10 protein-coding genes and 1 rRNA gene are annotated in these 12,693 nt (G+C 34.6%); all 11 read right to left on the minus strand.

What is annotated here, in order from left to right; translation table 11 throughout:
* Positions 1 to 124: 124 nt before the first annotated feature.
* Positions 125 to 1,435 (minus strand): glutamate/aspartate:proton symporter GltP, encoded by a 1,311-nt coding sequence (gltP, locus tag ACKJXD_RS10525; protein ID WP_220217312.1) that lies wholly within the window; start codon positions 1,433 to 1,435, stop codon positions 125 to 127.
* 90 nt (positions 1,436 to 1,525) lie between these two features.
* Positions 1,526 to 4,222, minus strand: coding sequence for a DNA topoisomerase (ATP-hydrolyzing) subunit A (gene gyrA, locus ACKJXD_RS10530; protein WP_430876264.1), 2,697 nt, complete (start codon positions 4,220 to 4,222; stop codon positions 1,526 to 1,528).
* Positions 4,223 to 4,322: 100 nt separating this feature from the next.
* Positions 4,323 to 4,898 carry an SIS domain-containing protein gene (locus ACKJXD_RS10535; RefSeq protein WP_220215956.1) on the minus strand — a complete coding sequence of 192 codons (576 nt, stop codon included), beginning with the start codon at positions 4,896 to 4,898 and terminating at the stop codon, positions 4,323 to 4,325.
* Positions 4,899 to 4,913: 15 nt separating this feature from the next.
* On the minus strand, positions 4,914 to 5,285 hold the full coding sequence (locus tag ACKJXD_RS10540; RefSeq protein WP_294828972.1) for a YraN family protein: 372 nt from the start codon (positions 5,283 to 5,285) through the stop codon (positions 4,914 to 4,916).
* On the minus strand, positions 5,251 to 7,116 hold the full coding sequence (locus ACKJXD_RS10545) for a penicillin-binding protein activator (RefSeq protein ID WP_430876265.1): 1,866 nt from the start codon (positions 7,114 to 7,116) through the stop codon (positions 5,251 to 5,253). The genes ACKJXD_RS10540 and ACKJXD_RS10545 overlap by 35 nt, the downstream gene beginning before the upstream one ends.
* 518 nt (positions 7,117 to 7,634) lie before the next feature.
* Positions 7,635 to 8,717, minus strand: a complete 1,083-nt coding sequence (gene rlmM, locus ACKJXD_RS10550) for a 23S rRNA (cytidine(2498)-2'-O)-methyltransferase RlmM (RefSeq protein WP_430876266.1) — start codon at positions 8,715 to 8,717, stop codon at positions 7,635 to 7,637.
* Between the two features lie 46 nt (positions 8,718 to 8,763).
* Positions 8,764 to 9,714 carry a Kdo(2)-lipid IV(A) acyltransferase gene (locus tag ACKJXD_RS10555; protein WP_220215960.1) on the minus strand — a complete coding sequence of 317 codons (951 nt, stop codon included), beginning with the start codon at positions 9,712 to 9,714 and terminating at the stop codon, positions 8,764 to 8,766.
* A gap of 229 nt (positions 9,715 to 9,943) precedes the next feature.
* Complete coding sequence (gene thyA / locus ACKJXD_RS10560) at positions 9,944 to 10,738, minus strand: thymidylate synthase (RefSeq protein ID WP_220215961.1); 795 nt, start codon at positions 10,736 to 10,738, stop codon at positions 9,944 to 9,946.
* Positions 10,735 to 11,604 carry a prolipoprotein diacylglyceryl transferase gene (gene lgt / locus ACKJXD_RS10565; protein ID WP_220215962.1) on the minus strand — a complete coding sequence of 290 codons (870 nt, stop codon included), beginning with the start codon at positions 11,602 to 11,604 and terminating at the stop codon, positions 10,735 to 10,737. Before lgt ends, thyA begins: the two co-directional genes overlap by 4 nt.
* On the minus strand, positions 11,601 to 12,170 hold the full coding sequence (gene rppH / locus ACKJXD_RS10570; protein WP_220215963.1) for an RNA pyrophosphohydrolase: 570 nt from the start codon (positions 12,168 to 12,170) through the stop codon (positions 11,601 to 11,603). The genes lgt and rppH overlap by 4 nt, the downstream gene beginning before the upstream one ends.
* Positions 12,171 to 12,593: 423 nt before the next feature.
* A 5S ribosomal RNA gene (gene rrf / locus ACKJXD_RS10575) occupies positions 12,594 to 12,693 on the minus strand; the annotation flags it as partial.

A 12,693-nucleotide genomic window follows, 5' to 3' on the forward strand; every position in this document is an offset into this window, starting at 1 on the left:
TTAGATAAATACCAAAAACCCAGCTTAGCTGGGTTTTTTTATATCTATAATTGTGAAAATTAGATTAGATAAATTAATAAAAAAGCTCCAGTTTCAACTAAAGCTTTATAAATTAAATGATGTCTTATTTTAAATATTCTTGCTCATATGCTCTTGCTTTTTTATCATCAAATACATGTTCCCAGCGTGCAATAACAATAGCCGCTAAGGCATTACCAACCACATTAACCACGGTGCGTCCCATGTCTAATATACGCTCAACTCCCATGATATAGCCAATATAATCAAGCGGTATATCAATACTGCCCAAAGTCGCAGAAAGTACCAAAATTGAGGCACCTGGTACACCAGCAATCCCTTTTGACGCTATCATCAATGTTATAACGATGATAATTTGATCTAGAATGCTTAAATCCATACCAGATAATTGCGCGAGAAAAATAACAGTTATACTTTGATATAATGTTGAACCATCAAGATTAAATGAATATCCAGTAGGAATAACAAAACTCGTAATTGCTTTCGGTGCACCATAAGCTTCCATTTTTTCAATGATCTTAGGCAAAGCTGTCTCAGAGCTTGCAGTTGAAAATGCAATAACGAGTTCTTCTTTTAATATTTTTAATAAGGTAAAAATATTAAATCGGCACATTTTACAAACTAAACCTAATATGACCAAGGTAAATATAATCATTGCTGAATAGACAGTTAAAATTAATTTCAGTAATGGCAATAATGAAGCGAATCCATATTTGGCAACAGTTACCGTAATTAATGCAAATACCCCAATAGGTGCGTAACGCATAATCATATTTGTTACTTTAAACATTGTATCTGATACCACTTTTAAAAAGAATAAAAATGGCTCACGCTGTTTATCAGGTAAAGACATTAAGCCTAAGCCAAAAAAGACACAGAAGAAGATAACAGGTAAAACTGCACCATCAGACATTGCTTTAAAGATATTAGCCGGAATCATGTCTAAAATCATAACAATTAAACCATGTGGTTTACCGCTAAGTTCTTCAGCTGCTTTAGTATATTTACTCATATCTGCTGAGGCTAACGTTGAAGAATCAATTCCCGCGCCAGGTGCAAAGAAATTTCCCCAAAAAAGGCCTAACAAAATAGCAATAGTAGTAATAATTTCAAAATAAAGAATAGTTTTAAAACCAAGCATTCCTAAACGTTTTGAACCACCAATGCCTGCTATACCTAACGTTAAAGTACTAAGAATAATTGGCAATACAATCATTTTTATTAAACGAATAAAAATATCCCCAGCTGGTTGAAAGATATTGATGATTAAAAATTGGTAATCCGAATGCAAAGGATGATTTGAATCAGAAAGTTCAAACAGATAAGCACCTACAGCCACGCCTAGAATTAATGCTATAAAGATTTGCCATGCAAGATTTGATAATATTTTTTTCATTAAAAATGACATTTAATACTATTCCTTTTTGAGGTTTTCTAAAATAAAAAAGGACTAGCTGTATAACTAATCCTTCTTAATAATTAAAAATTATTCTTCGGACTCCTGAGCAGAATTATTCAGCTCTTCGTTCTGCTGCGATGATGCTGATTCCACATCATCATCTTCAGTTTCAGCTATTCGTTGCAGACCCACAACTTTTTCGTTATCGGCTGTGCGAATCAGCCTTACACCTTGTGTATTTCGACCGACAATACTTACTTCTGAAACGCGTGTGCGTACTAACGTTCCGGCATCGGTAATTAGCATGATTTGGTCAGTTTCATCCACTTGTACGGCACCAACCACAGCGCCATTTCGTTCACTAACTTTGATCGAAATCACCCCTTTTGTTGCCCGCGATTTAGTCGGATATAGCTCTTGTTGAGTACGCTTACCATAACCATTTTGCGTTGCGGTCAAAATCGCACCATTGCCTCGAGGAACGATAAGTGATACTACTTTATCATCACTTTCAAGTTTAATGCCACGCACACCTGCAGCGGTACGCCCCATTGCTCGAACTTTATTAGCAGGGAAGCGAACAACTTTACCATTAGCAGAGAACAACATGATGTCTTCCGTATCAGAAACTTGAGTGATTTCATCTTCATCTGACTCAATGTCTTCATTCACTACATCATCATTCAATTCTTCATCATCAATGACTGATGATTCATTGCTCGTTAAATCGACACCGATTAACTCATCATCATCACGTAAGTTGATTGCAATAATTCCACCACTACGTGGGCGACTAAATTCAATAAGAGAAGTTTTCTTCACCGTTCCTTGAGCAGTCGCCATAAATACGCAATGTTCATCGTCAAATTCCCGAACGGGTAAAATTGCGGTGATACGTTCATTTTCTTCAAGTGGTAATAAATTAATAATTGGACGACCACGAGATCCACGACTTGCCTCAGGTAATTGATAAACTTTCATCCAATATAAGCGACCACGGCTTGAGAAGCATAAAATAGTGTCATGGGTATTAGCAACTAATAATTTTTCAACAAAATCTTCTTCTTTGATTTTGGTAGCCGATTTACCTTTACCACCACGCCGTTGGGCTTCATAGTCTGAAAGCGGTTGATATTTCACATACCCTTGATGAGAAAGGGTAACAACAACATCTTCTTGTGCAATCAGATCTTCAATATTGATATCCGCACTACTTGCCGTAATTTCCGTACGTCTTGCATCTTGGAACTGATCGCGTATCGCTTCAAGCTCTTCACGTATCACCTCCATTAATCTTTCAGGACTTGCCAGAATATATAATAGTTCACCAATTTGAACTAATAATTCTTTATATTCATCAAGAATTTTTTCATGTTCAAGTCCGGTTAAACGATGCAAACGAAGATCTAAAATTGCTTGAGCTTGCGCCTCAGAAAGATAATAGTGACCGTCACGGATACCGAATTCTGGTGCCAAATCTTCTGGACGAGCAGCATCATCGCCTGCTTTTTCAAGCATTGCCGCGACATTTCCAAGTTGCCAAGCTTGAGATAAAAGTTTACCTTTCGCTTCAGCTGGTGTTGCAGCTGCTCGAATTAACTCAATCACAGGGTCAATATTGGCAAGTGCAATCGCTAGACCTTCTAATACATGAGCACGTTCACGCGCTTTACGCAATTCGTAAATAGTACGGCGTGTTACAACCTCACGACGATGAAGCACAAAAGCTTCGATCATTTCACGTAAATTTAACAGCTTTGGTTGACCTTTATGTAAAGCCACCATATTGATACCAAACGATACTTGTAATTGGGTTAATGAGAAAAGATTATTCAGTACAACTTCACCCACCGCATCGCGTTTAATTTCGATGACTATGCGCATGCCATCTTTATCCGATTCATCACGCAAAGCAGAAATGCCTTCAACTTTCTTATCTTTGACTAATTCAGCAATTTTTTCGATGAGTTTTTTCTTGTTAACTTGATAGGGTATTTCATTAACAATAATTGTTTCACGACCACTGTGATCATCAACTTCAATGGTTGCTTTAGAACGAATATAGATAATTCCACGACCAGTACGATAAGCATTTTCTATACCTTTACGACCGTTTATTAATGCTGCGGTTGGAAAATCAGGCCCCTGAATATGTTCCATTAACCCTTCAATTGAAATATTTTCATCTTCAATATAAGCAAGGCATCCATTAATAACTTCTGTAAGGTTATGCGGCGGGATATTGGTCGCCATACCTACAGCAATTCCTGATGATCCATTAATTAATAAGTTAGGAATACGTGTTGGTAACACATCAGGAATCATTTCTGATCCGTCATAGTTCGGTGAAAAATCGACGGTTTCTTTATCAAGATCTGTCAGTAATGCACCTGCAAACTTTTGCATACGAATTTCGGTATAACGCATTGCTGCTGCCGAATCACCATCAACCGATCCGAAGTTACCTTGACCATCAACCAGCATATAACGCAGTGAAAATGGCTGTGCCATACGTACAATTGTGTCATAAACAGCTGAGTCACCATGCGGATGGTATTTACCGATTACATCCCCAACTACACGAGCTGATTTTCGATAAGGTTTATTCCAATCATACCCCGCTTCATGCATGGCAAATAAAACACGTCGGTGAACAGGCTTTAAACCGTCACGAACATCAGGCAGTGCACGCCCGACGATTACAGACATAGCATAATCAAGGTAAGAGGATTTTAGTTCATCTTCAATGTTAACGGGAGTTATTTCTTTGGCTAGTTCGGTCATAACACCAAGTTCTCTTATTAATATAAATCATTAAAACAGCTTATAATTATAGCATATTATTCGCTATTATTGCAGAACTAAACTGTTTTTATTTTCATTATTAAGTATGATTAAACAAAGTATTTTCAATTAATTGGCATAAACAGTTTAAAATCATAGCATGCATCTCATAAGCCATCACTTTTTTGTAGGTCGGAATTCTAATTTCAATATCATTTTGACCTAATAAACCTATAACCTCACCACCATCAAAAGCCGTTAGAGCAACAATTTTCATATCTTTAATGACCGCTTCTTGTACAGCTCGGATGATTGCTTTACTGTTTCCTTGGCAAGTTGCCACGATTAATATATCGCCTTGTTGTCCTAATGCTTGTATTTGACGTGCATAAATCTCTTCATGATTTTTAATTGCACTTAATAAAACATTATCAGACACTAAAGCGATAGCTGGGATACTAGGTCTTTCAATATCAATACTGGTAATTAATCGAGAAGTAAAACTTTGGACATTCGCAGCCGAAGAGCCATTACCACAACTCATAATTTTATTACCATTGAGTAATCCTTCAACAATGATGTTAGCCGCTTTCTCAATTGAGGAACCTAAGGATTCAGCCATCACAATTTGGGTTTGAATACTTTCTGTAAAATAATTTTTAATTAAATCTTGCACGTCTTCACCTAAATATTAAAACGCATTAATAATCCATTGCTGGCTTTTTCCTGTGATAGCAAATACATCAAATCGAAATTCTGTTTCTTCAATATTTAAATTTTGCGCGATCATCCAAAGTTGTGCTGCCTGTTTAATTTTATTTTGTTTCTCAGGCGTTATCGTCATTTCTGCATGACCAAAATGGGCATTTTTTCGATAGCGCACTTCTATAAAAACAAGACATTGTTTGTCACGCATAACCAAATCAAGTTCCCCAAAGCGAAATTGACTATTTTTAGCTATAAGCGTTAAACCTTGCTCAAGCAGATACTGGCAAGCAATATTTTCATAATGCTCACCAATTTTCTTATTATTGATTTTCGGAGTTAGACGTACTTGCACCATAGGTGTATTGTTGCCAAGACAATGAACGAATCACTTCACACCCATCTGTCGTTGATAATCGACCAGTCATACCATCTAATAAATCAGATTGATGTGAATTTAATTGATTAAAACGATTTGCAAGTCGCCAAGCATCAACTCCCATCGCATAAAAACGCATCAACGAATAATCTTTTTGAATATTGCTTGGTAAATCAATTGTCGCGTTTGATTGATTTATAATTAAAGGAATTTCTGCATATTGTGTCTGATTTAAGTCATAATAAAAATCATTGGATGCATTAGTCACATGGCTTTTGGAGCTAGAATAAATATTTATACCGTTCTTTGAAGAATTTCCTATTGGCTTATTTGCCCCCATATCTAGCATTGGTTTTAGCAGGGTGAGTTCATCATAAGAAGAATAAATATAAATTGCATCAAAATCAGAAGAATTACTGACAGAAGATGTTGAATTAGCATAATCATCATTCAATACTATTGGAGATCCGACTAACTTAATACCTATATTATTATTCATGCTATCACTTAACGATTTAGTATTACCAAAATATTGAACATAAGCTTGGGAACTATTGACAGATAATTGAGACCATTGCTTTGCAAAACTCTGAGCAACTCGTTTACCTAGTTCATTTTGTGGTACTAATAATAGTGGTTTTACTTTATTCTCTGAAAAGAGATGGTTTGCAGCATCAATAGCTTCATCTTCAGGTGATAAAGCAAAAAAACACATTTTTGCAGATGAGGCATTTTTGTTATCAATTTTATTTAACGCCAAAACGGGGATGTTAGGTGCTAACTGTTTTATAGTATTTACATCAGATTTTAGTAAAGGTCCGACAATTAACTCAACTTTCTGTTCTTTTGCTTGTTGTATCAATGTATCTAAAGCCCCACTAGTTGTGTCTAATACAACAATATTTTGTTGAGGTTCCTGCGGATAATATTTTATGGCATCGATATAGCCTTGACGAATAGTTTCACCAAATACTCGAGAAGAGCCGTTCAATGGTAATAATAAAGCAACCTTTTTAGCATTTGCATCCGCAACAGTCAGCATTTGCTCTCCTGTTAACATTGATACTAAAGCTATAGCAGGGTGATTAGGGTATCGAGTTGCCCAATCTTGGATTGCTTGTGTAAATAGTTCTTTTTGATTCTGTTCGTTAGTACCAATAATTTCAGAATTTTCGCCTTGCGGTTTTGCTGCACCTTTATTATTTTTTTGGTAGACAGAATTTAGCTCAAGCCACCCTTGAAGTATAATATCATCAGCTGAAACAGTTATTTTACGAATCTGATCAACTCTTAATTTGTTAAAAAAACTCCATGTACTACTTAATATCTGTTTTTGTTGACCTTTTGAAGCATATTTACCTAACTCAATGTAATCTTGCACTTGAGCATTTATATTTTTATTTTTTTTGTCTATTGCTAGTTTGATAGTGTAGTAGCGAAATAGTTGGGAATTATTTAACTCATTGATGGACAAATCAGCAAGTTTAAAACCTTTTCCAGTTTTTACAGCAATTTCACCTTGTGATAAAGTTTTTTCAATTTGTTGCTCAGAATTTAACTCAGAAGGTAAGCTAGATAAGAGTTTGTTAGCTTGTGAAATTTTATTTTCTTGTATTAATGCACGAACAGCTAATAATTGCCAATTCGTTTTTGCATTACCGGAACTAGATTCTACTTTAGATAAATAATAATTTGAATCTTTGCTATCATCAAAGTCAGAAGTGCGTTTCGATAGATTACTCGGACATCCAGCCAGAAATGTCAATAATGCTAAAATTAATATCGTATAAAGAGATCGTTTTATATTCATACCTATTCTCGTGTAAACTGTTATTTTAAAATTCCTTGTACATGAACGGTAACGTTTCCCTATCATGATAAAGTTATTTAGCCAAAACTAAAGCCCAATAATGTTACTATGGGCAAATAAAGATAAAAAAATATAAATTTTTACTAACTAATCATTGCGATATAGTAAACAATTACATTGTTCAAACCCTATCAAATAATATTCGCTAATATTAAGCTTTTTAGGTTAAAAATTAAAGTCATCTATGCAAGAATGTTTGAATGGCATTTGCAACTAGCATTGATTGATCATTATCAAATACGCCACTATAAAAATTTTAATCTTATGACTTGATATATGGATAATACGTGCCTCCCAAAAATATCGTCATACTTTAAATAATCAATTTTTTAATTATTAAATTTAGACAGTTTAACAGCAAAACAAAACAGTTATCATTATTTATGAAACATTATATATTTCATAAATAATACTAATAAAGATCGTGTTATATATTAGTTCTTACGTTCAAGGATTTTTTATCCCCAAATTCGTTGTACATGAATCGTAATTTCTTCTCGATCATGATAAAGCTGTTTAGCTTGAATTTGAACATTAATCTGATTGTTATTTAGAATGTTATTGAGTAATTGTAAATTTTGTTTTACTTCTTCATAACGTTTCTTCATGGGTAATTTAAGATTAAAAATTGTCTCTCGACACCACCCATTGATAAGCCATTTAGCAATTAATTCTGTTACTTTTGTCGGTTTTTCAACCATGTCACAAACTAACCAATAGATATTATGCTTTTTAGGCATAAATTTAAAGCCATCTTCGCGAAAATGTTTAACTTGTCCGGTTTCCATAAGCTTTGCATCCATTGGACCATTATCTACGGCATAAACCATCATACTTCGTTTAACAAGCTGATATGTCCATCCACCAGGACAAGCGCCTAAATCAACAGCATTTACTCCACCTTTTAGCCTTTCATCCCACTCTTCATAGGGAATAAAAATATGAAAAGCTTCTTCAAGTTTTAATGTAGAACGACTTGGGGCATCAGCAGGAAATTTTAACCGAGGTATCCCCATGTAAAACGGTGAATTATTTCCGCTTAGTGAATAACCGACATAACAACTATGATTATTAATAAATAATACATGAATGACTGGACGAGCTGGATTTTGAATCTTTAATAAAATCCGTTTATTTCTCAAGGTTTGACGAAGTGGAACAGTAAATTTTCGGCAAAAACCAGCCAACTCTTTACCCTCATTGGTATCAGCCACTTCTACCCTTAAATCGCCAGCTTTGTCAATACACCCAGTTAACGCTTCAACAATTGGGGTAATGCGATCATCTGTTGGCAAATCAACTAATAGATCCCCTGAAACAAACATTTGACGTGCAAATATAAGTGTTCTAAAAGGTAATTCTTTGATTAACTCTTGGGCATCACCGGTTTGATAGCATTCAAAGACAACATAACCACTGTTGTCTTGGGCTTTAGCAAACCCAAAGATCCCTTTTTGAGCTGCTCTATCTGTGATTTCAGCAGCACACTCTTTTTCAAAACCAATGCGACAATAGAGAATAATCTTATTTAATTTTTGCATATTATTTCTTTAAATCTTTTTTCTAATACCTTAAAAAATAGCTTTATTAGTCAGATTGTACACTATTGGTATATAAAGGAGCTTCACCTTTTGGACGTGTTTTAAATCTTCGATGCAACCACATATACTGTTCTGGTGCTTTTAAAATTTCTTGTTCTATGGCTTTATTCATAAAGGTTGCAGCTTGCACATCATCATCCATAGGAAAATCACTAAGCTGAGGCGTAACATAAACAGTATAATGCCCATTTTTTTCACGTTTTGGGGTAAAAGGGATGATTGCAGGTTGACCAAGTTTAACCAAAATGCGCGTACCTATCGTCGTTGCAGCTTTTTCCACGGAAAAGAAAGGTGCAAATACGCTATTTTTAGGACCATAATCATGATCAGGAGCATACCAAAGTAACTCTCCTTTTTTTAAGGCACGAATCATACCTTTGGTATTATATCTATCTAACATGTATTTATTTGATTTTAAACGTCCTTTTAGCTGAACATAATCCATAACGGGATTGTCATTCGGACGATATACACCTACACCTGGATGACTCATACCCAAAATACGTGCACCTAATTCTAAGGTTAGAAAATGGATACCGATCAGTAATACACCTTTGCCAGCCTGTTGAATTTCTGTAATATGTGAATCCCCAACAATTGAAGACTGCTTAGCCAGTCGCTTATTTGACCAAAACCAAGCCATGCCAGTTTCAAAAATTGCTAAACCAGTTGATATAAAATTTTCACGTAACAACCGATCACGTTCTTGCTGTGATTTATCTGGAAAACAGAGCTTTAGATTCTGTCTTGCTGTTTCTTTACGTTTGCCAATTAATTTCATTGATATCAACCCCAATCCTTTACCTAATTGATAAATAATTGGGTATGGCAATAATACGATAAGATACAAAAGACCAATTCCAAACCACGTCAACCAATAACGTGGATGTAAAAGGTGCTTAGTAAAGACTGGGCGAATTTCCTGATTTTGACTCATATAAAAAGTAAGTTATTATTAATAACAAAGTAAACTATTATATACCATATCTTGGTTTTGGTGGCAGAAAAATCAAGCTTAGCCTTAACCCGAATGTTTATGACTAGTTACCATTATTTATTAATAAGATGGTTAGAAATAGAAATTGGGGATTAATTGAGCTATCCCCACATATTTGTAAGACAATTTAGTTTTTATAAACTAAATCAGTTAAAATTTTTAATACCAATCAAACCGCAACAGGTGCTTTAATAGCTGGATAGGGGTCATAATCAACAATTTCAAAATCTTCAAATTCGTAATCAAAAATTGTTGGTGGCTTACGTCTAATTTTAAGCTTTGGTAAAGCTCGTGGTTCTCGACTCAGCTGTAAATGCGTTTGTTCCATATGATTTGAATATAAATGGGTATCGCCACCCGTCCAAACAAAATCACCCACTTCAAGATCACATTGTTGAGCAATCATATGTACTAACAATGAATAGCTTGCAATATTAAATGGTAAGCCTAAAAATACATCACATGAACGCTGATAAAGTTGGCATGATAATTTTCCATTTGCAACATAAAATTGGAAAAAAGCATGACATGGCGCTAATGCCATTTGATCTAACTCACCAACATTCCAGGCAGAAACAATCATACGTCTAGAATCGGGATCTGTTTTGATTTGTTGAATTAATTGCGATATTTGATCGACTTGCCTACCGTCAGCGGTTCCCCATGCTCGCCACTGTTTACCATAAACAGGCCCTAAGTCGCCATTCTTATCCGCCCATTCATCCCATATGGTTACTTTATTATCTTGTAAGTATTTGATATTGGTATCACCCTTTAAAAACCAAAGTAATTCATGAATAATTGAACGTAAATGACATTTTTTTGTTGTTACCAATGGAAATCCTTTTTGCAAATCAAACCTCATTTGATAACCAAAAATTGATAACGTACCCGTTCCTGTTCGATCTGATTTAGGCGTACCCTCGTTTAAGATTGTTTTCATCAGGTCTAAATATTGTTTCATGAATTTCTCGCTTTTTGATTAAATCGATATGCATATAACATAATTAAAGCACCACCTAGTATCATAGGTAGACATAAAATTTGTCCCATACTAATGATGTTGAAAAATAAGCCTAATTGTTCATCGGGTTGTCTATAGAATTCAATAACAAATCTAAATAGACCATAGCACAATAAAAATAATCCAGATACTGCGGCTGTTGGTCTCGGTTTTCGAATAAACAGATTTAAAATGATAAATAAAACAATTCCCTCAAAAAACATTTCATATAATTGAGAAGGATGTCTTGGAAGCATACCATTCAATTCAGTATAGAGTTTTTGCCACTCAGGATGTGATTGAACAAACATAAAATCTGCATGTGAAGATGTAGGAAACAGCATTCCAATTGATGAATTAGTTACACGTCCCCAGAGTTCGCCATTGATAAAATTTCCAAAACGCCCAAACATCAAACCGATTGGGACTAATGGTGCAACAAAATCGGCAACTTGCATAAATGTTTTATTATTTCTTTTAGCAAAAATAGCAATTACACAAATTGCACCAATCAAACCACCATGAAATGACATTCCTCCTTCCCAAACTCTAAATAAAGTTATAGGATCTTTTGTGAATGCATCGAAGTTATAAAATAAAACGTAACCTAATCGTCCCCCAATAAATAGCCCTAAAAATCCCCAAAAAAGAAGATTTTCAACTTGTTCTGCAGTCCATTGACTGTTAGGTTTTTTAGCTCTACGCTTAGCTAAATAAAGCGCTCCAAGTACACCAAATAAATACATTGCACCATACCAATGCAAAGAGATAGGGCCAATTGAAAAAGCAACTGGATCGAAATTAGGAAATTGTAAATATTGATTCATTTTTTATTACGCTGTTTATTTTTTCGTTTATGAACAAAGGAATTTGATCGTTTTTTAATATTATTAGTTGTTGGACACTCAACATCCGATTGTATAGCAAATACTGGTAGCGAAAATTCTTTCATCGCTTTTCTATATACATCCCGTTTGAACGCTATAACTTGTCTAATAGGATACCAATAGCTAACCCACTTCCAGTCATCGAATTCAGGTGTAGCAGAAACATTTAAATTAATAACAGAAATATCTGATAATAATTCTAACAAAAACCATTTTTGCTTCTGTCCTATACAAACTGGTTGATTTTCCCATCGAATCATCCGTTTGGGTAATTTGTACCTGAGCCAACCGTTAGTTGAAGATATAATTTTTACATCTCTTGGAAGTAACCCTACTTCTTCATTTAATTCACGAAACATTGCCTGTTCAGGCGTCTCATTTGGTTTTATTCCGCCCTGAGGAAATTGCCAAGAATTCTGCCCGTAACGACGAGCCCATAATACTTGTCCTTGACGATTACAAATAACTATTCCTACATTCGGACGGTAGCCATCATTGTCAATCACTGACTACCTCAAAAAATCTATTTCATATAACTAAATTGTTTCATACATACAACAATAAATAAATAGAAAAATGATATTATCCGAGAAATATGTTATTAAAAAGATTAGTTTTAACCATTTATAGCAGTTTTATATTTTACAAAAACTATTTTTAAATCCATAAAATTATAAATTAATTTAGAATTCTGATAAGTTAAATGATTGTTAAATTATATTAAAACAACTAATTGAATATTAGGCATATGATGGAAAAACAATGATATTATTTTTTATGAAAATTAAGACTAATTTGCATGTTTTGTTAGAGTTGATTATTTACTAAAGTATAGACAGTAAATGAAGTATCGTTTTAGTTGAAAACTGTTAAACCATAGATAGCAAAAAAGCCCAGCATCTCTGCTGGGCTCTCACGCTTATTTAAAAGTCTGGCGGCACCCTACTCTCACATGGGTAATACCCACACTACCATCGGCACTACGGCGTTTCACTTCTGAGTTCGGCATGGGGTCAGGTGGGACCACCG

It is taken from the genome of Gilliamella sp. G0441 (genome assembly GCF_050589305.1).
Lineage (GTDB): Bacteria > Pseudomonadota > Gammaproteobacteria > Enterobacterales > Orbaceae > Gilliamella.

Excerpts from the sequence above, each read along its gene's own strand:
- ACKJXD_RS10540 (WP_294828972.1), bottom strand. The coding sequence starts at position 5,285 with ATGGTGCAAGTACGTCTAACTCCGAAAATCAATAATAAGAAAATTGGT.
- ACKJXD_RS10545 (WP_430876265.1), bottom strand. The coding sequence starts at position 7,116 with ATGAATATAAAACGATCTCTTTATACGATATTAATTTTAGCATTATTG.
- thyA (WP_220215961.1), bottom strand. The coding sequence starts at position 10,738 with ATGAAACAATATTTAGACCTGATGAAAACAATCTTAAACGAGGGTACG.
- rlmM (WP_430876266.1), bottom strand. The coding sequence starts at position 8,717 with ATGCAAAAATTAAATAAGATTATTCTCTATTGTCGCATTGGTTTTGAA.
- ACKJXD_RS10555 (WP_220215960.1), bottom strand. The coding sequence starts at position 9,714 with ATGAGTCAAAATCAGGAAATTCGCCCAGTCTTTACTAAGCACCTTTTA.
- gltP (WP_220217312.1), bottom strand. The coding sequence starts at position 1,435 with ATGAAAAAAATATTATCAAATCTTGCATGGCAAATCTTTATAGCATTA.
- lgt (WP_220215962.1), bottom strand. The coding sequence starts at position 11,604 with ATGAATCAATATTTACAATTTCCTAATTTCGATCCAGTTGCTTTTTCA.
- gyrA (WP_430876264.1), bottom strand. The coding sequence starts at position 4,222 with ATGACCGAACTAGCCAAAGAAATAACTCCCGTTAACATTGAAGATGAA.